General features: G+C 61.1%; 22 protein-coding genes. 12 read left to right on the top strand and 10 right to left on the bottom strand.

What is annotated here, in order from left to right; all coding sequences use genetic code 11:
• Window positions 1-49: 49 nt before the first annotated feature.
• Window positions 50-1,222, bottom strand: coding sequence for a 23S rRNA (adenine(2503)-C(2))-methyltransferase RlmN (gene rlmN / locus J2Z75_RS10095; protein WP_407692758.1), 1,173 nt, complete (start codon window positions 1,220-1,222; stop codon window positions 50-52).
• Window positions 1,223-1,567: 345 nt separating this feature from the next.
• Complete coding sequence (locus J2Z75_RS10090) at window positions 1,568-2,071, bottom strand: invasion associated locus B family protein (protein ID WP_209851387.1); 504 nt, start codon at window positions 2,069-2,071, stop codon at window positions 1,568-1,570.
• Window positions 2,072-2,513: 442 nt separating this feature from the next.
• On the opposite strand from J2Z75_RS10090, the gene J2Z75_RS10085 reads away from it, so the two are divergent.
• The gene (locus J2Z75_RS10085) at window positions 2,514-3,086 is read left to right on the top strand and encodes a sigma-70 family RNA polymerase sigma factor (RefSeq protein WP_209851383.1); all 573 of its coding nucleotides are present in this window, start codon (window positions 2,514-2,516) and stop codon (window positions 3,084-3,086) included.
• Between the two features lie 11 nt (window positions 3,087-3,097).
• Here J2Z75_RS10085 and J2Z75_RS10080 read toward each other — a convergent pair whose 3' ends face one another.
• Window positions 3,098-3,484, bottom strand: a complete 387-nt coding sequence (locus J2Z75_RS10080; protein WP_209851380.1) for a YkvA family protein — start codon at window positions 3,482-3,484, stop codon at window positions 3,098-3,100.
• A 52-nt stretch (window positions 3,485-3,536) separates the two neighbouring features.
• Entirely contained in the window at window positions 3,537-3,863 is a 327-nt protein-coding gene (locus J2Z75_RS10075; RefSeq protein ID WP_209851377.1) for a 4a-hydroxytetrahydrobiopterin dehydratase, read from the bottom strand.
• A 93-nt stretch (window positions 3,864-3,956) separates the two neighbouring features.
• Here J2Z75_RS10075 and J2Z75_RS10070 point away from each other — a divergent pair, with 93 nt between their 5' ends.
• Window positions 3,957-4,418, top strand: coding sequence for a low molecular weight protein-tyrosine-phosphatase (locus J2Z75_RS10070; RefSeq protein ID WP_209851373.1), 462 nt, complete (start codon window positions 3,957-3,959; stop codon window positions 4,416-4,418).
• On the opposite strand, the gene thpR is transcribed toward J2Z75_RS10070, so the two are convergent.
• Together thpR and J2Z75_RS10060 are read right to left on the bottom strand one after the other, a co-directional pair.
• Window positions 4,358-4,945: an RNA 2',3'-cyclic phosphodiesterase gene (gene thpR, locus J2Z75_RS10065; protein WP_209851370.1), complete on the bottom strand. Its 588-nt coding sequence runs from the start codon at window positions 4,943-4,945 to the stop codon at window positions 4,358-4,360. The two genes, J2Z75_RS10070 and thpR, sit on opposite strands and share 61 nt — an antisense overlap.
• 142 nt (window positions 4,946-5,087) lie before the next feature.
• On the bottom strand, window positions 5,088-5,729 hold the full coding sequence (locus J2Z75_RS10060; protein WP_209851367.1) for an arylesterase: 642 nt from the start codon (window positions 5,727-5,729) through the stop codon (window positions 5,088-5,090).
• A gap of 73 nt (window positions 5,730-5,802) precedes the next feature.
• Between J2Z75_RS10060 and J2Z75_RS10055 the strand changes: the two genes are divergently transcribed.
• From J2Z75_RS10055 to J2Z75_RS10040, 4 genes are all read left to right on the top strand, one after another.
• A complete protein-coding gene (locus J2Z75_RS10055; protein WP_209851364.1) occupies window positions 5,803-6,528 on the top strand; it encodes an ABC transporter ATP-binding protein in 726 nt (241 codons plus the stop codon).
• Window positions 6,525-9,077 (top strand): ABC transporter permease, encoded by a 2,553-nt coding sequence (locus J2Z75_RS10050; protein WP_209851361.1) that lies wholly within the window; start codon window positions 6,525-6,527, stop codon window positions 9,075-9,077. The genes J2Z75_RS10055 and J2Z75_RS10050 overlap by 4 nt, the downstream gene beginning before the upstream one ends.
• A gap of 225 nt (window positions 9,078-9,302) precedes the next feature.
• On the top strand, window positions 9,303-10,046 hold the full coding sequence (locus tag J2Z75_RS10045) for a Bax inhibitor-1/YccA family protein (protein ID WP_209851358.1): 744 nt from the start codon (window positions 9,303-9,305) through the stop codon (window positions 10,044-10,046).
• Window positions 10,047-10,185: 139 nt separating this feature from the next.
• On the top strand, window positions 10,186-10,743 hold the full coding sequence (locus J2Z75_RS10040; protein WP_209851355.1) for a GNAT family N-acetyltransferase: 558 nt from the start codon (window positions 10,186-10,188) through the stop codon (window positions 10,741-10,743).
• Window position 10,744: 1 nt separating this feature from the next.
• Here J2Z75_RS10040 and J2Z75_RS10035 read toward each other — a convergent pair whose 3' ends face one another.
• The 3 genes from J2Z75_RS10035 to acnA form a co-directional block, all read right to left on the bottom strand.
• Window positions 10,745-11,152, bottom strand: coding sequence for a DUF2794 domain-containing protein (locus J2Z75_RS10035; RefSeq protein WP_209851352.1), 408 nt, complete (start codon window positions 11,150-11,152; stop codon window positions 10,745-10,747).
• Window positions 11,153-11,548: 396 nt separating this feature from the next.
• Window positions 11,549-12,298: a DUF1223 domain-containing protein gene (locus tag J2Z75_RS10030; protein ID WP_209851349.1), complete on the bottom strand. Its 750-nt coding sequence runs from the start codon at window positions 12,296-12,298 to the stop codon at window positions 11,549-11,551.
• A gap of 173 nt (window positions 12,299-12,471) precedes the next feature.
• Complete coding sequence (acnA, locus tag J2Z75_RS10025) at window positions 12,472-15,162, bottom strand: aconitate hydratase AcnA (protein ID WP_209851348.1); 2,691 nt, start codon at window positions 15,160-15,162, stop codon at window positions 12,472-12,474.
• Between the two features lie 262 nt (window positions 15,163-15,424).
• Between acnA and ccmA the strand changes: the two genes are divergently transcribed.
• The 6 genes from ccmA to J2Z75_RS09995 all read left to right on the top strand — a co-directional run bounded on the left by ccmA (window position 15,425) and on the right by J2Z75_RS09995 (window position 18,950).
• A complete protein-coding gene (gene ccmA, locus J2Z75_RS10020) occupies window positions 15,425-16,066 on the top strand; it encodes a heme ABC exporter ATP-binding protein CcmA (protein ID WP_234937265.1) in 642 nt (213 codons plus the stop codon).
• A 34-nt stretch (window positions 16,067-16,100) separates the two neighbouring features.
• A complete protein-coding gene (locus J2Z75_RS10015) occupies window positions 16,101-16,526 on the top strand; it encodes a hypothetical protein (RefSeq protein ID WP_209851345.1) in 426 nt (141 codons plus the stop codon).
• Between the two features lie 165 nt (window positions 16,527-16,691).
• Window positions 16,692-17,351, top strand: coding sequence for a heme exporter protein CcmB (gene ccmB, locus J2Z75_RS10010; RefSeq protein WP_209851342.1), 660 nt, complete (start codon window positions 16,692-16,694; stop codon window positions 17,349-17,351).
• Between the two features lie 60 nt (window positions 17,352-17,411).
• On the top strand, window positions 17,412-18,173 hold the full coding sequence (locus J2Z75_RS10005) for a heme ABC transporter permease (RefSeq protein ID WP_209851339.1): 762 nt from the start codon (window positions 17,412-17,414) through the stop codon (window positions 18,171-18,173).
• Between the two features lie 4 nt (window positions 18,174-18,177).
• Window positions 18,178-18,348, top strand: coding sequence for a heme exporter protein CcmD (gene ccmD, locus J2Z75_RS10000; protein ID WP_209851336.1), 171 nt, complete (start codon window positions 18,178-18,180; stop codon window positions 18,346-18,348).
• The gene (locus tag J2Z75_RS09995; protein ID WP_209851333.1) at window positions 18,345-18,950 is read left to right on the top strand and encodes a DsbE family thiol:disulfide interchange protein; all 606 of its coding nucleotides are present in this window, start codon (window positions 18,345-18,347) and stop codon (window positions 18,948-18,950) included. The genes ccmD and J2Z75_RS09995 overlap by 4 nt, the downstream gene beginning before the upstream one ends.
• 159 nt (window positions 18,951-19,109) lie before the next feature.
• Here J2Z75_RS09995 and J2Z75_RS09990 read toward each other — a convergent pair whose 3' ends face one another.
• A complete protein-coding gene (locus J2Z75_RS09990) occupies window positions 19,110-19,694 on the bottom strand; it encodes a DUF2585 domain-containing protein (protein WP_209852197.1) in 585 nt (194 codons plus the stop codon).

Here is a 19,694-nt window from a genome sequence, read left to right as displayed (position 1 = left end):
GAAGCTTAAATCAATCGAATTGGAGACCAGCATTCATCAAATTTGCTGATCAATCCTCGCCATGATTGGCGATCATCATCGCCTCGAATGCCATGCGATCGACCTTGCGCATGCGCTCGGAATCCGATTTCAGCTGGCCGCAGGCGGCGAGAATGTCGCGGCCGCGCGGCGTGCGGATCGGCGATGCGTAACCGGCCGCGTTGATGAAATCGGCGAATTTCTCGATCTCTTCCCATTTCGAACACTGATAGTTCGTGCCCGGCCAGGGGTTGAACGGGATCAGGTTGATCTTGGCCGGAATGCCCTTCAGCAGGCGCACCAGTTCCTTGGCGTCTTCCAGCGTATCGTTGACGCCTTCGAGCATCACATATTCGAAGGTGATGCGGCGGGCATTCGAAAGGCCGGGATAGTTGCGGCAGGCGTCGAGCAGGTCCTTCAGCGGATATTTCTTGTTGATCGGCACCAGCATGTCGCGCAGGTCGTCCTTCACCGCATGCAGCGAGATCGCCAGCATGACGCCGATTTCCTCGCCGGTGCGGAAGATTTCCGGAACGATGCCCGAGGTCGACAGCGTGACGCGGCGCTTCGACAGCGACAGGCCATCGCCGTCGGTGGCGATCAGCAGCGCCGTCTTGACGTTCTCGAAATTGTAGAGCGGCTCCCCCATGCCCATCATCACCATGTTGGTGACCTTGCGGCCTTCGTTCGGCACGATGGCGCCGGCCGGCGTGTCGCGGTCCGGGAAATCGCCCAGACGGTCGCGGGCCAGCAGCAGCTGCGACAGGATTTCCTCGGCCGTCAGGTTGCGCACCAGCTTCTGGGTGCCGGTATGACAGAAGGAACAGGTGAGCGTGCATCCGACCTGGCTGGAAACGCAGAGCGTGCCGCGGCCTTCCTCGGGGATATAGACGGTCTCGATCTCGACGGGGCGACCGGCACCCCGCGGCGGAAAGCGCAGCAGCCATTTGCGGGTGCCGTCGGTCGAGATCTGCTCCTCGACGATTTCAGGCCGCGCAATGGTGAAATGCTGCTTCAGCATCTCGCGCATATCCTTCGACACATTGGTCATGTGATCGAAATCGGAAACGCCGCGCACATAGAGCCAGTGCCAGAGCTGGCTCGACCGCATCTTCACCTGCTTGACCGGCACACCGATCTCAGCCAGTGCCTTGCCCATGTCCTCGCGCGAAAGACCGATCAGCGTCGGCTTTTCCGCTGACATCGCCGGGCGGACGGGTGCCTTGACCGGGCGGTCCAGATTGAGTGCTTCAGTCGCGGCCATGCTCGCCATTTCCCATTGTGCGATACGCAAGGTCCGTTCAAGCGCTTTTGCTTGCCGCCGATGCGTATAATGCTGAGATCAGAGTTCGTCTGCCGCGCATCGGGATCGCCAGCGATCCCGGGACCGTTGAACGATCCGCGCAGCCATCGTTGCGCGGCCTTTAGCACGGTTTTCACTCGCCGTCACCCTCCGGCGCGTCAGGGCAGATCTGCAAAAAGACGAAGACCTTAACGCCAAAAGGCCGGACAAACCGGCCTTTTGAAAAACTGTAGAGTGGGCCGCGGCTTACTTGCAGGTCTCGATCTGCTTCAGCGCTGCCGAAATGCCCGAGAGCGAGTAGGAATAGGCCGTCGGCGTGCCCTTGCGCGACTTGGCGGCCACAGACATCGCCTTGCCGGTCTTCATCGCGGCGACGAGCGCCGGTTCTTCGGCGGCGTTCTCCACCCATGCGGAATTGCCCTTGGTAAACATCACGAAGTTCTTGGCGTCGATGGTGACGGTGACCTTGGAGTTTTCCTGCAGCGGATAGCCCATCATCGCCTGCGGCTCGTAGGAGATGTTCTGGCCGGGGCGCTGCGACACCAGGAAGAAGATATCGCCGTGATCGACGTTTGCCGGGCTCTTTTCCTTCGGCACAGACAGGACATAGCAGACCTTGCCGGCGCCGGCCTGATAGGAATAGGCGCCCCAGGCATTGAACTGCTGAATGCGGGTCGGCGACTGGGCCGAAGCAACGCCGGCAAATGCCAGCACGAGTGCGATTGCGAGGTTGAGCTTTCTTACAAACATCTTGTCCTGCCGGTTTCTTGAGCGCCCAAAGCCCGATCAGCATCAGCCGGGCAACGCATGGTCACGATTTCATTTATTTTGACTTAATTCAGGTTACCAAACCGTCAACATTCCCTGAATTTAATGCCCACCCGCTTTAATACGGAACAGATTGCGAAGCAAACCCCGCTGAAGTTTCAGGCTGGCGGCTACGCGCCCGAACTTCTGCAAGCTTTGTCTGAACCGTGGTGTGCGAAAACCCAGAGAACGGCACCGGCTGGAAAATGCCAAATTCCGCCTGCCCTGCACGTTTCGCTTGCTGAGAAACTGCCCCATCAGCCGACGCGTGCCCGGCATCCGTTTTATGTCACAAAGAATCAGGCAAGAGTTTGACCTTTGACAAAAGCGCTGTACCTGTTGTGAAATAGTGCGAAAACCGGGCAGGGAGGCCATCAAAAGCGGAATGAATGTTGATTCAAGACAGCATTTCGCCGCGCTTGCTCTGGCCGTCGCACAAAATCGTGACCAGACCGCTTTTGCGGAACTCTTCGACTTTTTCGCGCCGCGGCTCAAATCCTTCCTGATGAGACAGAACGCCGGCGTGGCGGAGGCCGAAGAGGTCGTGCAGGAGGTGATGGTCATCCTCTGGCAGAAAGCCCATCTCTACAATGCGGAAAAATCCTCGCTTTCGACGTGGCTTTTCCGCATTGCCCGTAACCGCCGTATCGATGTGGCACGGCGGCAGCGCGCTGGTGCGCTCGACGCATACGAGCCGCTGCTTTTGCCGGCAGCGCCGCCGGCGCCTGATGATCTGGTTGAAAGCGAGGATCGCGAGCAGATCGTGCGGACTGCGCTGGCGAAATTACCGGTGGAACAGGTAACGCTGATCAAGATGGCGTTTTTCTTCGGCCAGTCGCATTCGGAAATTTCGGCGGCCACCGGCCTGCCGCTTGGAACGGTCAAGTCGCGTATCCGCCTTGCCTTCGGCAAGCTGCGGACGCTGCTGGAAGAAGGCGGCGTCGATAGCTCCATTTAGGGTACAAGGTTTTAGTTTGCGCCATCCGGGATTTCGCCGCGCAGCGTCTCGTCCGCCTTGATGTAGTGCTTTTCCTTGATCTGGCCGCTGATGGCCGCAAAGGCCGCGGTCAGCACGGCGATATCGTCGGAAAAGCCGACCATCGCCAGAACGTCGGGAATGAAATCGAACGGCATGACGAAATAGGCGAGCGCGCCGAGCAGGATGCCGCGCGTGCGCATCGGTGTCGTCGGGTCCATCGCACAATAATAGGCGGCAACGACGTCGCGGCTGAACGGCACCTGCCGCATCGCCCGCTTCAGGGTCGGCCAGAAGCGGCGCTGCACCTTGCGGGCCTTTGCCTCCTGCTCGCTTTCCTCGCCAGGCAGCAAAATCTCGCCGATCTTGATGTCATCCATCTTGTCTGTCCCGTCCGTCATGGAAAATCATATGGTGAGCGCCGCAGCTATTTCAAATGGCTTGCTTCATGTGATCGGGCATCCGCCCGGCGGCGGCCCGGTCCATTTTCGCGGCAAGCTTGAAGTCCAGTTCGGTCAACCCTTGCGAATCATGGGTGGTGAGCGTCACGTCCACCTTGTTGTAGACATTGAACCATTCGGGGTGGTGACCGAGCTTTTCGGCCGCCAGCGCACTTTCGCTCATGAAGCCGAAGGCCTCGACGAAGCTCTTGAAGCGAAACGCCTTCCAGATCGACGCATGATCCTCCGAAAGCACCCAGCCCTCCATCTTGTGCAGGTTCTCGGCAACGGCTTCGGCTGTGAGTTTTTCCTGTTTCATGACGATCCCTCCCTTTCGATGGCGGCGACATTCCGGTTTCACAACGCGGCAACCGGGGATAGGTTCAATCTTTTCTCCGGCCTGTTGGATAGCATGAAACCTGTCAGAATTCTCTTCGTCTGTCTCGGCAATATCTGCCGCTCGCCATTGGCCGAGGGCATTTTACGCCACGTTTCAGGTGATTTTCCGGTGGATGTCGATTCGGCGGGTACGGGCGGCTGGCATGTCGGCGATCCGCCGGATCACCGTTCCATCGCCGTTGCCAGGCGGCACGGGATCGATATTGCCGGCCAGCGCGGACGCAAGGTCGATCGCCGCGATTTCGAGGCCTTCGACCTGATACTGGCGATGGACCGGAGCAATCTCGCTAGCCTGCGCGCGCTGGCACCGCCAGCGGCACGGCACAAGCCGCATCTCTTTCTGGACTATGCGCTGGGTGTCGAGCGCGATGTCCCCGACCCCTACTATGAGGGACCGGAAGGCTTCGAAACCGTCTACAGCATGCTCTTCGAGGGCTGCTCGTCGCTCATCGGCAGGCTCGAGGAGCGTTCGTAGAGCGGAAAGACCTCTTCGGTGACATAAGGACCGCCGCCGATCGAATCGCGCGACGACAGAAGCACGAAGCGTGAGACGGTGAAGGGATTGGTGTAGAAGCCGCCGCGTCCGGAAAGATAGCCGACGACATCCTCGACCCGCGATGAGCGCAGCCGGCCGAGCGTCACATGCGGTGTGAACTTGCGCGGGTCTGCGGGCAGGCCGAGCCGCTGGCAGATGCGCTCGATTTCGGCCTGGAGGGCGTAGAGCTCGGGCGGGTTGCTGACGCCGGCCCAGACGGAATGCGGCTTCTTCGAGCCAAAGGCGCCGGTGCCGGTCAGTTGCAGCTGGAATTCCGGCCGTTCGATGCGGTCGAGCCGGTCGACGATCTCGTCGGCGGTGCGGTTGTCGACGTCGCCGATGAAGCGAAGAGTGATGTGGTAGTTCTCCACATCGATCCAACGGGCACCGGGAAGTCCACCACGCAACAATGAAAGGCTCATCGCGGCATTACGCGGAATCTCGAGGGCGGTGAAAAGTCTCGGCATGACGAGCTCCCCGAATCTCTTGCAGATTATGTCAGCGAATCATGACTGACATCCGTAAGCAACTATAATTTCGCACCTGCAATATTTGTCCAATGGCATTAACAGGGACTGAACGAGCCCCATTTTCTGTTCTCTCCTATTTTCAGCCGCCGGTCGAGAGTGAATTGATGAAGCGCTCGGCGACCGGCAGGAACCGCTCGACCATCACGCCGACGCCATCGCCGTTCGGATGCATACCGTCCTCGATCTTCAGTTTTGGATCCTCCACCACGCCGTCGAGGAAGAACGGATAGAGCTCTGTGCCATAGGTCTTGGCAAGCTCCGGATAGATCGGATTGAACCGCCCGGCATAGTCGCCGCCCATGTTCGGCGGCGCCATCATGCCGACCAGCAGGACGGCGATGCCGCGCGATTTCAGCTTCTCGATCATGGCGACGAGGTTCTTGCGGCTTTCCTCGGGGGCAATGCCGCGCAGGGCGTCATTGGCGCCAAGCTCGAGGATGACGCCTTTTGTGCCATCCGGCACCGACCAGTCGATCCGCGCCAGGCCGCCGGACGTCGTGTCGCCGGAGACGCCCGCATTGCTGATCGTCACGTCGAAACCCTTGTCGCGCAGGGCCTTTTCCAGACGGGCGGGAAAGGCATCCCCCGGCGGCAATTGGTAGCCGGCCATCAGGCTGTCGCCGAAGCCGACGAGGCTCAGCGTCGCCGCCAGCCCCGGTAACGGCATGATCACAATTGCCGTGATCGCGAACAAAAACGCACGAAAAGCTTTTATTTGCATGCCTGCACCCTTAAATCGGTGAACGTCAGCCGCTCCGGCAACTTTCATATTCATACATATAGGGCAATTTCCTTTGGCAAAAACCATGATCGACCTGAAAAATGCGGACCTGACCCTCGGCCAGGCCGCTGCGTCCGTTCATGTGCTGAAGGGCATGGATCTCACCATCGATGCCGGGGAATCGGTCGGCATCGTCGGTCCGTCCGGCTCGGGCAAGTCGACGCTGCTGATGGTTCTGGCCGGTCTGGAGCGCCTCGACAGCGGCGAAATCTCCATTGACGGCACGGCGCTGCATGGCCTCAGCGAAGACCGCGTGGCGGAATTTCGCGGCCGCAACATCGGCATCGTCTTCCAGTCGTTCCATCTGATCCCCAATATGACGGCGCTGGAAAACGTCGCCGTGCCGCTCGAACTTGCCAATGTCCGCGACGCTTTCGAGATCGCCCGGCAGGAGCTCGTCTCCGTCGGCCTCGGCGAACGCCTGTCGCATTATCCCGGCCAGCTCTCCGGCGGCGAGCAGCAGCGCGTGGCCATCGCCCGCGCGCTTGCCCCGTCGCCAAAGCTCTTGATCGCCGACGAGCCGACCGGCAATCTCGATGCCGAAACCGGCCGCCAGGTCGCTGACTTGATCTTTTCCAAGCAGGCCGAGCGCAACATGACGCTGGTGCTTGTGACCCACGATGCGTCGCTTGCCGCCCGCTGCTCGCGTCAGGTCAGGGTCCGCTCCGGCGAGATCGTCTCGGGCTCCGGTCACGAGCCAGCGGTTTCCGCGGCACTGTCCAAGGCTCTCTCCGCATGAGGGCGGATGCTGCCAAGGGCTTTCGTCTCGGGCTTGCCTTCCGTCTGGCGCTGCGCGAAATGCGGGGCGGCCTGAAAGGATTTTATATCTTCCTCGCCTGCGTTGCGCTCGGAACAGCGGCGATTGCCGGTGTCAATTCGTTGTCGCAGTCGATCACCGGCTCCATCGCCAGCCAGGGCCGGGAGCTGCTTGCCGGCGATATCCGCTTCGAGCTCAACAATCGCGTCGCGACGGATGAGGAAAAGGCGTTCATCGATAGTTTGGGCGTGGTCGCGGTATCCTCCGGCCTGCGCTCGATGGCCCGGCGGCCGGATGGCTCCAATCAGGCGCTGGTCGAACTGAAAGCCGTCGATGGTGCGTATCCGCTCTATGGAAAACTCGAAAGCGAGCCGGTTGTCCCGCTCGGCGAGATGCTGACCGAAACCAATGGCGCCTATCACGCGCTTGCCGCGCCGCTGCTGCTGGAGCGGCTTGGCATCAAGACCGGCGACGAGATCCTTTTGGGCAATGCCCGCATTCGCATATCCGGTCTTATCGTGCGCGAGCCGGATGCCCTGTCCGACGGTTTCGGCTTCGCACCCCGTCTTCTGATGTCCGCGGATGCGCTTGCCGCGTCCGGCCTGGTGCAGACGGGAAGTCTGGTCGAGCATGTCTACAAGGTAAAGGTCGCCGATCCGACGAGCGTGCCGGCCTTGCGCCGACAGGCCGAGGAGAAATTTCCGCAGGCGGGATGGTCGATCCGCACCAGCCAGAACGCGGCGCCGGCGCTGACGGCCAATATTACCCGCTTTTCGCAGTTCCTCACTCTCGTGGGCCTGACTGCGCTGATCGTCGGCGGCGTCGGCGTTGCCAATGCTGTCCGATCCTATCTTGATTCCAAGCGCGGCGTCATCGCGACGTTCAAATGCGTCGGCGCACCCGCCTCGATGGTGACAACCATCTACCTCATCCAGATCCTGCTGATCGCGCTGATCGGCATTGCCATCGGGCTGGTGCTCGGGGCGCTCATCCCCTTTGTCGCGGCGCAGTTCCTGGCAGGCATGCTGCCGGTCTCCACCGCCTTCCAGCTCTATCCCGCAGCGCTCGGCCTTGCTGCCGTGTTCGGTTTGTTGACCTCGCTCGCCTTTGCCATCCTGCCGCTTGGCCACGCCCGCGAAGTGCCTGCGACCGCGCTCTTCCGCGAACAGAGTTTTGAACGTTCACGCCTGCCGTCCTGGCCCTACCTCATTGCCGCCGCACTCTGCCTCGGCGGCCTTGCCGGCCTTGCAATCTTCACGGCCTATGACCGGACGATTTCGCTGACGTTCCTTGGCGCCATCGCCTTTTCCTTCGTCGTGCTGCGCGGCGTCGCCGTCCTTGTGGCGGTGCTTGCCCGCCGGGCGCCGCGCGTCAGTTCGCCGGCATTGCGTCTTGCGATCGGCAATATCCATCGCCCGGGTGCGCTGACGCCGTCGGTGGTCCTGTCGCTCGGCCTCGGTCTTGCGCTTCTGGTCACACTGGCGCTGATCGACGGCAATCTGCGCCGCGAGCTCACCGGCAACCTGCCGGAGCGCGCGCCGAATTTCTTCTTTGTCGACATTCAAAGCGCCGAGGTCGAGGGCTTCCGCGCACTGCTGCAGAAGAGCCTGCCGGGTGGCAAGATCATCGAAGTGCCGATGCTGCGCGGCCGCATCCTTGCCTTCAACGGCGAAGACGTCACCAAAATGAACGTGCCGCCGGGCGGACAATGGGTTCTGCGCGGCGACCGGGGCATCACCTATGCCAGGAATCGGCCTGAAAATTCGTCGCTGACGGAGGGAAGCTGGTGGGCCCCGGACTATACCGGCGAGCCGCTGGTGTCGTTTTCGTCCGAGGAGGCAGGCGAACTCGGGTTGAAGATCGGCGATACCGTCACCGTCAACGTCCTTGGCCGCAACATCACCGCCCGTATCGCCAATTTCCGCAAGGTGGAGTGGGAATCGCTATCGATCAATTTCGTCATGGTGTTCTCGCCCAATACCTTCGCCGGTGCTCCGCACGCCTGGATCGCCACGGTCATCGATCCGCAGGCGACGGCGGTCGAGGAAGCCGCGGTGTTGAAAGCGGTTACCAACAGCTACCCGACGATCACCAGCGTGCGGGTCAAGGATGCGCTCGACATCATCAACGTGCTTGTCGGCCAGCTGGCGACCGCCATTCGCGCGGCCGCTGCTGTGGCGCTTGTCGCCTCGGTTCTGGTCCTGGCCGGCGCGCTTGCCGCCGGTAACCGGGCGCGCACGCACGATGCCGTCGTCTTGAAAACGCTCGGCGCGACGCGATCGACGTTGATCCGCGCCTTCTGCTACGAGTATGCGATCCTGGGTCTTTCGACCGCCATCTTCGCCCTGTTTGCCGGCGGGGTCGCAGCCTGGTTCGTGGTCAGCAGGATCATGACCTTGCCCTCGTCCTTCCTGCCGGATGTCGCCTTGATTACGATGGCGGTCGCGCTTGTTGTCACCGTCGGTTTCGGCCTTGCCGGCACCTGGCGGGTACTCGGACAGAAGGCCGCACCCGTCCTGCGGGAACTTTGATCCGGCAGTTAACCGTTAACGTTACGGCGCGAAAGCCTCCTGCAGCGGGTTTTCGTGCGATTCGCAGGGCTGCCGGTCTTGTGTAAGTCATATTTCGACATCATATTCTTTTCAGGCATGCTGGAGCCCCGCAGCGGCGCCTGGGTAAAGTGGCTGGCATCATACAAGGATGCGCCCTTTCAGCCCGACACCGTAAACTCAACCGGGGCTTATATAGAGGAAACAATGGCTGATCTTAGAAACTACCAAACCCGAATGTCGCCTGCCGGCGCACAGGCGGGGGCCGTAATCGATGAAGGTCTGCGCACCTATATGCTCAAGGTGTACAACCTGATGGCCCTCGGTCTGGCGATCACCGGTATTGCCGCCTATGCTGCATTTCAATTCGCCTTCGCAGACGGACAGCTGACTGCCTTCGGTCAGGCGATCTATGTGAGCCCGCTGAAGTGGGTGGTCATGCTCGCGCCGCTGGCTCTCGTGTTCTACATGAGCTTCCGCATCAACTCGATGAGCGTGTCCGCCGCGCAGACGACCTTCTGGGTCTATGCCGGCCTGATGGGTCTCTCCCTGTCGTCGATCTTCCTGATCTATACCGGTCAGAGCATCACCCAGACGTTCTTCGTCACGGCGGCCTCGTTCGGCGCTCTGTCGCTCTACGGCTACACCACCAAGCGTAGCCTGTCCGGCATGGGTTCGTTCCTGATGATGGGTCTGTTCGGGCTGATCATCGCCTCGATCGTCAACATCTTCCTTGCCTCGTCGGCGCTTGATTTTGCGATCTCGGCCATCGGCGTTCTGATCTTCGCAGGCCTCACCGCCTACGATACCCAGAAGATCAAGGAAATGTACTTCGAAGCAGACGGTGCCGAAGTCGCCGGCCGCAAGGCCATCATGGGCGCGCTGACGCTCTACCTCGACTTCATCAACCTGTTCCTGTTCATGCTGCGTTTCCTTGGAAACCGCGAATAGTCCGAACCGGAATACATCTGAAAAAGGCGGCTCCGGCCGCCTTTTTTGTTGTCTGGATTCCTGAGCTGATGTCTGCTTGATCGTGCCGCTCCGATGTGACAGAGGACAAGCGACGTTTATTTCTTTTCAGGCTTTCTCGATGTCCTTTACCCTCCGCGACGCGACCCGCTCCGACATTTCTGCCATCACCGCCATCTATCGGGAATCCGTTCTGAACGGCGTTGCCTCCTACGAGATGACGCCGCCCGGCGAGGCCGAAATGTCATCGCGGTTTTCGGCGATCACCGGTAACGGCTATCCTTATATCGCCGCGGTCGATGCGGATGGCGTCCTGCTTGGTTACGCCTATGCGTCGGCATTCCGCACCCGCACCGCCTATCGTTTTCTGGTCGAGGATTCGATCTATCTGGCGCCCGAGGCGCGGGGACAGGGTGTCGGCAAGGCTCTGCTTGCCGAACTCATCCGGCGCTGCACGGAACTCGGCTTCCGCCAGATGGTCGCCGTCATCGGCGGGGCGCATCCGGCTTCGGTGGCGGTGCATCGCGCTGCCGGCTTCGAGCATGGCGGACTGATGAAGGGCACCGGCTTCAAGCACGGCCGCTGGCTCGATACGATCATCATGCAGCTGCCGCTCGGCGACGGCCTGACGAGCGATCCGGAGCCGGGCGCCTATCCCGATACGCTTTACCGCGGCTGATTCAGGTGTCGATCAGCTTCAGCATCTTGTCGAAAACCTTCAGCACCTGCTGCAGGTCATGGCCGCGCTTGAGGATCGTGCCATGCGTGTTGACGACGCTATAGGCGCCCTGTTTGGCTGCCAGCTTCGGGTTTTTCTCGATCCGAAAGAGCGGCATTTCGCCGGAGCGCTTGAAGACCGAGAAGACCGCCTTGTCGCGCAGATGGTCCATCGCATAGTCGCGCCACTCACCCTCGCCGACCATGCGGCCGTAGACCCTGAGGATCATGTCGAGTTCCCGGCGGTGGAAGGTGATGGGGAGTGGGTCCTGACTGCTGCTGCGGTATTCGTGCAGGTGGACAACCACATTGGACGTTTGCTGCCTTTCGGAACGGGTCTCGCCTTGCGGCAAATCCGGCTGATCGGTCATCGGTACTCCGACCTTATATTGTGACAGGACGGTTACAGTTTGCCTGACCTTCGCCGAAATGCAAGCCACAAGCCGAAGCCGATGGCCGGAGACTTTTTTCGGCGTGCCGCATTTCAGCCCAAACCGCGCCCCATTTCGAAAGGACACTCGCGCCCGCTGGCACAGGGTGTCCTTCCTGCGCCGGCATGCAACTTTGTTCGAGCAGTGTGATTTGTTTTCGAACGGAGTGCTGTTGGAGTGTCTGCCAATGCGCCTGTTCTGGCGCGGTCACTCCAAACGCCATGTTTCACGGCAGCGACTGCTGTCGTGGGGTATGGCCGGTTCGGTCCGGCATCTTCGAACCCTCAGCCCCAGCCCCTCGATGCTGCCGGGCCGAACCAGAAACCTGGAAAGCCGTCAGTTGGCGGTCTTGTCCGCCATCACGGTCGTGGCGCCGAGGATCGCGCCGGGCGTTTCGTTGTCCTTCATCTTTTGCAGCAGCACGGCACAGCCGCCATTGTCGCCTTCGTTGAGGACCGAGGCGGGCAGCACGAAACTGGCCGGCTTGCCATCCCACATGCCGATCGTCTGGATATCGCGGACGGCATGCCAGTAGGAAATTTTCTTGCCGCTGTTTTCGCCCTTCTTGACGTCGACCTGCTGCTCGCGATTGAAATAGACGACGACGACATTCGCCTTGCCGTCGCCTGCACCGACCTTGATGTCGATCTCGTCTTTCCGCACGGTCGCATTCACCGGGACGGCCAATCCCTTGCCCATGTCGCTCATTTCTGTGAGCCGCCGGTTGATGCCGTCGAGATCGGCGCCGTTGATGTGATCGCGGCCGTTGAGGACGGCCTGCGGCGTGTAGACGCCGTTACGGCCGAGCATCTTGGCATAGGCATATTGCCGGGCGGTATTGTCCTTGGAGGCGAGCGTATCGGCCCAGCCGAGGTAGTTCCAATAGTCGACATGGTAGGAGAGCGCCACGACCTTGCCGTCGTCGATCAGTCTTTTCAGCGCTGCATCGGCCGGCGGACAGGACGAACAGCCCTGGCTGGTAAACAGTTCCACGACCCCTTGCGGCTCACCGGCAGCAACCGGCAGCGCCATCAGGCCAAAGCCACAGGCGAGCATGATGCGGCGAACGGTGCTTGATCCAGACATCGGGATTTCCATTTCGATAGGCATGGGCGGGTTCGGTCATTCGATGACCTTACATACGCCGCTCGCCTTTCAACAGAAAGTCACGTTGGAGTGAGGCTTTCGGCTTTGGCGATCACGAAAAAGCCGGGGCTCGTGAAAGCCCCGGCTTCGGTCATGTCAGTATCGACGATGCATCAGGCGGCGAGATCACGTAAGACCGTCTGCAGGATGCCGCCATTGTTCATGTAGGTGACTTCATCGAGCGTATCGATGCGGCAGACGAGCGGAACGTCCTTCACCGTGCCGTCGGCATAGGTGATCTTGGCCACGCGCTTTTCACGCGGCTGGACGTTGCCGAGATTGTCGATCGTGACGCTCTCGTCGCCCTTCAGGCCAAGCGATTCCCAGGTCGTGCCTTCCTCAAAGACGAAGGGCACGATACCCATGCCGACGAGGTTGGAGCGGTGGATACGCTCGAAGGACTGGGCGATGACGGCCTTGACGCCAAGCAGGTTGGTGCCCTTGGCCGCCCAGTCGCGCGACGAACCGTTGCCGTATTCGACACCGGCGAAGATGACCAGCGGAACGCCCTCGGCCTTGTACTGCATGGCGGCGTCGTAGATCGACATCTCTTCCTTGGAAGGATAGTGGATCGTGTAGCCGCCTTCCTTGCCGTTCGGTCCCATCATGTGGTTGCGGATGCGGATGTTGGCAAATGTGCCGCGCATCATCACTTCATGGTTGCCGCGGCGCGTGCCGTACTGGTTGAAGTCGGCAACGCCGACGCCATGGCCGATAAGGTAGGCACCGGCCGGCGACGCCGCCTTGATCGAACCGGCCGGCGAGATGTGGTCGGTGGTGATCTTGTCGCCGAACAGGCCGAGCACGCGGGCGCCCTTGATGTCGGAGATGCCCGAACCGGTCTTGCCCATGCCGACGAAGTAGGGCGGGTTCTGGACATAGGTCGAGTTGTCATCCCAGGCATAGGTCTGGCCTGCCGGAATCTGGACGGCCTGCCAGTTGGCGTCGCCCTTGAACACGTCGGCATATTTCGATGCGTAGAGTGCGCGGGTGACGTATTTCAGGATGAATTCCTGGATTTCCTGCGATGTCGGCCAGATGTCCTTGAGGAACACCGGCTGTCCGTCGCTGCCAATGCCGAGAGGTTCGGTGGTCAGGTCCTTCTGGACGGTGCCGGCCAGCGCGTAAGCGACGACCAGAGGCGGCGAGGCGAGGTAGTTCGCCTGGACGTCCGGCGAGATGCGGCCTTCGAAGTTGCGGTTGCCCGAGAGAACGCCGGACATGATCAGGCCCTTCTCGTTGATGGTCTTCGAGATCGGCGCCGGCAGCGGACCGGAATTGCCGATGCAGGTGGTGCAGCCGAAGCCGACGAGGTTGAAGCCGAGCGCGTCGAGCGAATCCTGCAGGCCGGACTTGGCGAGATATTCGCCGACAACCTGCGATCCCGGCGCCAGCGAGGTCTTGACCCAAGGTGCCGACTTCAGGCCCTTGGCAACCGCGTTGCGGGCGAGAAGGCCGGCGGCGATCAGCACAGACGGGTTCGACGTGTTGGTGCAGGACGTGATGGCGGCAATCGCCACATCGCCATGGCCGATATCGTAGTCCGTGCCTTCGACCGGATAGCGCAGGTCGATCTGGCCCGGCTTCTTGTAGTCGTTTTCAAGCGAGCCAGCGAAACCGGACGCGATGTTTTCCAGCGGGATGCGGCCTTCCGGACGCTTCGGGCCGGCCATGGCCGGGACAACCTGGCCGAGGTCGAGTTCCAGCGTGTCGGTGAAGACGAGGTCGGCACCGTCATTGTCGCGCCACATGCCTTGAGCCTTCGAATAGGCTTCGACCAGCGCGATGCGCTGCTCTTCGCGGCCGGACATGGTGAGGTAGTTGATGGTTTCCGAATCGACCGGGAAGAAGCCGCATGTGGCGCCGTATTCCGGGCCCATGTTGCCGATCGTCGCGCGGTCGGCGAGCGTCATGTTGTCGAGGCCGGAGCCGAAGAACTCGACGAACTTGGAAACCACGCCCTTCTTGCGCAGCATCTGCACGACCATCAGCACGAGGTCGGTCGCGGTGACGCCTTCCTTGAGCTTGCCGGTCAGCTTGAAGCCGATGACTTCAGGCAGGAGCATGGAGACCGGCTGGCCGAGCATGGCCGCTTCCGCCTCGATGCCGCCGACGCCCCAGCCGAGAACGCCGAGACCGTTGATCATGGTCGTGTGGCTGTCGGTGCCGACGCAGGTGTCCGGATAGGCAGTGATCTCGCCGTTCTCTTCCTTGGTCCAGACGGTCTGGCCGAGATATTCGAGGTTGACCTGATGACAGATGCCTGTGCCGGGAGGAACGACGCGGAAATTCTTGAAGGCCTGCTGGCCCCATTTCAGGAAGCGGTAGCGCTCGCCGTTGCGCTCGTATTCGAGTTCGACATTGCGGGCAAAGGCGGTCGGCGTGCCGAATTCGTCGACAATGACCGAGTGGTCGATGACGAGGTCGACAGGGACCAGCGGATTGATCTTTTCCGGATCGCCGCCGAGATTGACCATGGCGTCGCGCATGGCGGCAAGGTCGACCACGGCGGGGACGCCGGTGAAGTCCTGCATCAGCACGCGGGCCGGGCGATAGGCGATTTCGTTTTCAGCCGTACCCTTGTCGGTGAGCCAGGCAGCGATATTGAGGATGTCCTGCTTCTTGACCGAGCGGTCGTCTTCATTGCGCAGGAGGTTTTCCAAGAGCACCTTCATCGAATAGGGCAGCTTGGAAACGCCGGTGAGGCCGTTTTCTTCGGCCTTCGGCAGGCTGTAGTAGACATAGTCTACGCCATTCACCGAAAGCGTCGAACGACAATTAAAACTGTCAAGGGACTTGGACACTGGTTACCCCGTTCCGTTTGATCGCCAAAAACTGACGTACGAACGCCCGAGCGCATTTTATGCGCGAATTGGGATGCGGGTACGGCCATTTCCGCTGTCCGTACGTGGAAATCATTCCAAGTTCGGCGCTAGGATGAAATTCACGCCGACCGCTGGCGTGTTGGGGCGGTTATAGATAATTTCTCCGGAACGTGCCAGACCATCCGTCCTCAATTTGAGACAATTTTTTTGCACTGCGACGAACGTCGTAAAAGGAATGTGAATGCCGATCAGCCTCGTTGTCGAGGACCTCAGTGCGAAACGCGGCGAGGACCTGATTTTCCACGATATTTCCTTCGTTGTCAGCGCAGGCGAAGCCCTTGTCGTCACGGGTCCGAACGGTTCGGGCAAGTCGACGCTTCTGCGTGTTCTGGCGGGTCTCCTGGCGGCCGAATACGGCAGCGTCCGGCTGGACGGAATTTCCTTCGAAATCGGTCACCCGCGCGAGCTCTGCCACTATCTCGGCCACCGCAACGCGATGAAGCGCGAGCTGACCGTCGCGGAAAATCTGTCCTTCTGGAAATCCTTCATGGGTGATTCGGACGGTGGTTCCGGGATCGGCCTCGAAGAGGCGACGGAGGCGCTCGGCCTCGGCGGAATTTCGCACCTTCCGTTCGGCTATCTCTCGGCCGGTCAACAGCGCCGGATGGCGATGGCCAAGCTGCTTGTCGCCTATCGGCCGATCTGGATCCTCGACGAACCGACGGCGGCGCTCGATGCGAGTGCCGACCGGTTGTTTGCCGCTCTGGTGTCGCGCCACCTCGGCGCGGGCGGCATCGTGGTTGCGGCGACGCATCAGCCGCTGGGGGTGGAGGCGCGGGAGTTGCGGATGACGGGGTTTGCGGGTGTGGGGGAAATGGTTTGATTATGCTTCTTCGGATCGAAGGCGAACAAAGCAAATGAACTTTGAAATCCGCATTTACGATGGTGTTGGGCCGATTCGGTTTGGTATGACTCCAAACGAAGTTCGTACAACGCTCGGCGTAGAGTTCAAGAGTTTCAGGCGAACCACCGAGGAGACCCACCCCTGCGACTATTTCACCGGGCTTCAATGTTTTGTCTACTATGACGACACGAATGGTCGCGTTGAGGCTGTGGAATTCGCGGAACCCGCTGAGCCGACACTGATTGGCATCAACATGCTGCGCTTGGGATTTGCAGATCTTCTCCGTCAGATAAAGGAGCTTGATCCAGAGGTTATTGTTGAGAGTGATGGGTTCACTTCACTTAGTTTGGGAGTTGGGGGATGGGCCCCAAGCGCGGAGGAAGAACCTACGGTACCCTGCGAAAGTGTCATTGTTTTTGTTCGCGGCTACTATGACTAGGATTGCTGGCCAAATTCCAACTCGGTGTGGATCAAAGTTTCTCGAGTCTGATACGCGCGCTTCAGGTCGATATGGACGGTTGTCCTCGTGCTTGAAAAGTTCTCGGGTGAGGGCGGGATTTAATTCTTTGATCTTGTCAATAGTTGTTATGGAAGAAGCCGCATTATGACCTCCCTCTTCCTCCGAGATATTAAACTCTCCGTCCGCGCCGGGGGCGGCGCGCTGATCGGCGTGCTGTTCTTCATGACCGTCGTCGCCGTCGTGCCCTTTGCCGTTGGGCCCGATCTCAATCTTCTCTCCCGCATCGGTCCGGCCATCCTGTGGATCGGCGCGCTTCTCGCATCGCTTCTGGGCCTCGATCGGCTGTTCCAGGCCGAGCGCGAGGACGGGTCGCTGGATCTGATGCTGATGCAGGAGGCGCCGCTGGTGCTGACGGTGCTGGTGAAATGCCTGGCACACTGGACGGCGTCCGGCTTGCCGCTGGTGATCGCCGCACCGCTGCTCGGGCTGTTCATGAACATGAGCGAGGTCGCCATCGGCGCGACCATGCTGACACTGCTGGTGGGGACGCCGGCGATTACCTTCATCGGAGCGGTCGGGGCGGCCGTCGCGGTGACCTTGCCGCGCGGCGGGCTGCTGGTGTCGATCCTGGTCTTGCCGCTGGCGATCCCGGTGCTGATCTTCGGGGTCAGCGCCGCCTATGCGGCGGTCGAGGATCCCGCCCCGTTCTTGCCGCCTTTGCTGATATTGATCGCCATCACGCTGTTCTTCGCGGTCATCGGGCCGCTGGCGGCGGCTTTGGCGCTCAGGTCCGCGTCGGACTGACGCAAATGTGATCGGACGACACACATTGAAGAGAGAGCCCTTCGGCGTTAAAGAACCATCATGAGCGAAAACAGCCTGGCCATCCGCAAATTCAGCGACCTTGCCAATCCCACCCGGTTCCTGGGCCTGGCGGCGCTTGTGCTGCCGTGGCTCGCCGGCCTGACGGCGGTGCTGTTTGCCATCGGGCTCTATCTCTGTTTCACCACCGAAGGCGATTACCAGCAGGGCGAGACGGTGCGCATCATGTATGTGCACGTGCCATCGGCCTGGCTGTCGATGATGTGCTACACGGTCATGGCGCTTTCGGCGCTGGGCACGCTGGTCTGGCGGCATCCGCTGGCCGATGTGGCCGCCCGGGCCGCGGCGCCGATCGGCGCCGGCTTCACCTTTCTGGCGCTGGTCACCGGTTCGCTCTGGGGCAAGCCGATGTGGGGCACCTGGTGGGTCTGGGATGCGCGGCTGACCTCGGTCTTCGTGCTGTTCCTGATGTATCTCGGGCTGATCGCGCTCAACCGGGCGATGGACGAGCCCGGCAAGGCAGCCAAGGTTTCCGCCGTTCTGATCCTCGTCGGCTTCGTCAATATCCCGATCATCAAGTTCTCGGTCGAATGGTGGAACACGCTGCACCAGCCGGCAAGCGTGCTCAGGCTCGGCGGTTCGGCGATCGATCCGGAGTTCCTGCGGCCGCTGCTGGTGATGGCGGTTGCCTTCACGCTTCTGTTCTTCACCCTGCATATCGCTGCGATGCGCAACGAGATCTGGCGCCGCCGGGTGACATCGATGCGCCGCCAGGCGGCCCGCAGCGCCGGCCGGGAGGTGTGAGACGATGATGAGCCACACTGCCTATGTCGTCGCAAGCTATGGTATCGCCGCGCTGACCGTGGTCGCCCTCATTCTCTGGGTCTGGACGGACGGACGCGCCCGCCGTCGCGAACTGCAGGCGCTGGACGCGGCCGGCATCCGCCGCCGCTCGGCGCAGGCAGGAGAGACACAATGAACGCCGAGATCCCCGTCGAGCCCGGCAGCAGCCGGCCGGGCAAGATGCGCATCGTCTTTGCCGCCTTGCCCCTGGTGATCTTCGCCGGGCTTGCGGCAATCTTCTGGAGCCAGCTCGATTCCGGCCGTGATATCAGCGAAATTCCCTCCGCGCTGATCGGCACCGAGGCGCCGGCGCTTGCCATGCCGCCGCTCGAAGGCGCGACGTTCAAGGGCGCCGCCATGCCGGCGCTGACCGACGCTGTCATCAAGGGCAAGCTGACGCTGGTCAATGTCTGGGCATCCTGGTGCGTGCCCTGCCGCGAGGAAAACCCGATCATCCTCGAACTTGCCAAGGACCCGCGGCTCACAGTGGTCGGCATCAACTACAAGGACCAGACCGACAACGCGCTGCGGTTCCTCGGTGAACTCGGCAACCCGTTTTCAGCCATTGGCGTCGATCCGCGTGGCAAGTCGGCGATCGACTGGGGCGTGTATGGGATTCCGGAGTCCTATCTGGTCGATGCGTCGGGGACGATCGTCTACAAGCGCGTCGGGCCGTTCGACGAGCGCAGCCTGAAGGACGGGCTCTTTCCGGCGATCGAAAAGGCTGTGGCGAAGTAGGCGTTTCGACCTACTCCCTCTTCTCCCCATCGGGGAGAAGGTGGCGCGAAGCGCCGGATGAGGGGGCGGCAAATTTTGAACTCGCGGAAAGACCCCCTCATCGCCTCGCAGTCGCTCGGCACTTCTCCCCGCCGGGGAGAAGAGGGAACCGCTTCCTTGTCAAAGACCACCCTGCCAAGCCTTCACCGCCTCCAGCGGATAGACCAGCATCAGCACGTTCAAGGTCAGATTATCACGGATCAGCCAGCCGGTGAAAATCTCGAAGAAGATCGCAATGGCGACGGTGACGGCAACAGGCGCGCGCCAGGCGAAAAAGAAGCCGAGCGCCATGAAGATCGTGTCCATCGCCGAGTTCAGGATGCTGTCGCCGTAATAGTCGAGCGAGATCGTCGCCGTGCGGTAGCGGTCGATGATGATCGGAGAATTCTCGAGGATTTCCCAACCGGATTCGATGACGAGCGCCAAAAGCAATTTTGCCGCCAGCGGCTTGCGGCGCAATGTCAGATGGGCGAGGCCATAGAACAGGAAGCCGTGGATGATGTGCGACGGCGTGTACCAGTCGGCCAGGTGCTGCGAATTGCCCGGACCGTTGGCAACGGGCTCGAACAGCTTGATGTAGCCGCAGGTGCAGATCGGCGTGCGGCCGGCCCAGTATTCGACGACGACCTGCAGGATGAGGACGGCGGCGCAGGCGAGAAGCCAGATGGCGGCGCGGGGTGTGCGGCTTTCCGCCGGAACCAGCAT

The organism is Rhizobium herbae (assembly GCF_017873135.1).
GTDB lineage: Bacteria > Pseudomonadota > Alphaproteobacteria > Rhizobiales > Rhizobiaceae > Pararhizobium > Pararhizobium herbae.
Note: the sequence above shows the minus strand (reverse complement) of the source record. Positions and strands in the feature narration are given on the sequence as shown.

What these genes read in the sequence shown, in the direction of transcription:
- J2Z75_RS10045 (WP_209851358.1), top strand. Translation starts at nt 9,303, where the DNA reads ATGGCTGATCTTAGAAACTACCAAACCCGAATGTCGCCTGCCGGCGCA.
- thpR (WP_209851370.1), bottom strand. Translation starts at nt 4,945, where the DNA reads ATGCCGAGACTTTTCACCGCCCTCGAGATTCCGCGTAATGCCGCGATG.
- ccmD (WP_209851336.1), top strand. Translation starts at nt 18,178, where the DNA reads ATGATGAGCCACACTGCCTATGTCGTCGCAAGCTATGGTATCGCCGCG.
- J2Z75_RS10005 (WP_209851339.1), top strand. Translation starts at nt 17,412, where the DNA reads ATGAGCGAAAACAGCCTGGCCATCCGCAAATTCAGCGACCTTGCCAAT.
- J2Z75_RS10080 (WP_209851380.1), bottom strand. Translation starts at nt 3,484, where the DNA reads ATGGATGACATCAAGATCGGCGAGATTTTGCTGCCTGGCGAGGAAAGC.
- J2Z75_RS10040 (WP_209851355.1), top strand. Translation starts at nt 10,186, where the DNA reads ATGTCCTTTACCCTCCGCGACGCGACCCGCTCCGACATTTCTGCCATC.
- J2Z75_RS10050 (WP_209851361.1), top strand. Translation starts at nt 6,525, where the DNA reads ATGAGGGCGGATGCTGCCAAGGGCTTTCGTCTCGGGCTTGCCTTCCGT.
- ccmB (WP_209851342.1), top strand. Translation starts at nt 16,692, where the DNA reads ATGACCTCCCTCTTCCTCCGAGATATTAAACTCTCCGTCCGCGCCGGG.
- J2Z75_RS09995 (WP_209851333.1), top strand. Translation starts at nt 18,345, where the DNA reads ATGAACGCCGAGATCCCCGTCGAGCCCGGCAGCAGCCGGCCGGGCAAG.
- J2Z75_RS10015 (WP_209851345.1), top strand. Translation starts at nt 16,101, where the DNA reads ATGAACTTTGAAATCCGCATTTACGATGGTGTTGGGCCGATTCGGTTT.
- J2Z75_RS10090 (WP_209851387.1), bottom strand. Translation starts at nt 2,071, where the DNA reads ATGTTTGTAAGAAAGCTCAACCTCGCAATCGCACTCGTGCTGGCATTT.
- ccmA (WP_234937265.1), top strand. Translation starts at nt 15,425, where the DNA reads ATGCCGATCAGCCTCGTTGTCGAGGACCTCAGTGCGAAACGCGGCGAG.
- J2Z75_RS10060 (WP_209851367.1), bottom strand. Translation starts at nt 5,729, where the DNA reads ATGCAAATAAAAGCTTTTCGTGCGTTTTTGTTCGCGATCACGGCAATT.
- J2Z75_RS10075 (WP_209851377.1), bottom strand. Translation starts at nt 3,863, where the DNA reads ATGAAACAGGAAAAACTCACAGCCGAAGCCGTTGCCGAGAACCTGCAC.
- J2Z75_RS10035 (WP_209851352.1), bottom strand. Translation starts at nt 11,152, where the DNA reads ATGACCGATCAGCCGGATTTGCCGCAAGGCGAGACCCGTTCCGAAAGG.
- rlmN (WP_407692758.1), bottom strand. Translation starts at nt 1,222, where the DNA reads ATGTCAGCGGAAAAGCCGACGCTGATCGGTCTTTCGCGCGAGGACATG.
- J2Z75_RS10085 (WP_209851383.1), top strand. Translation starts at nt 2,514, where the DNA reads ATGAATGTTGATTCAAGACAGCATTTCGCCGCGCTTGCTCTGGCCGTC.
- J2Z75_RS10030 (WP_209851349.1), bottom strand. Translation starts at nt 12,298, where the DNA reads ATGTCTGGATCAAGCACCGTTCGCCGCATCATGCTCGCCTGTGGCTTT.
- J2Z75_RS09990 (WP_209852197.1), bottom strand. Translation starts at nt 19,694, where the DNA reads ATGCTGGTTCCGGCGGAAAGCCGCACACCCCGCGCCGCCATCTGGCTT.
- J2Z75_RS10070 (WP_209851373.1), top strand. Translation starts at nt 3,957, where the DNA reads ATGAAACCTGTCAGAATTCTCTTCGTCTGTCTCGGCAATATCTGCCGC.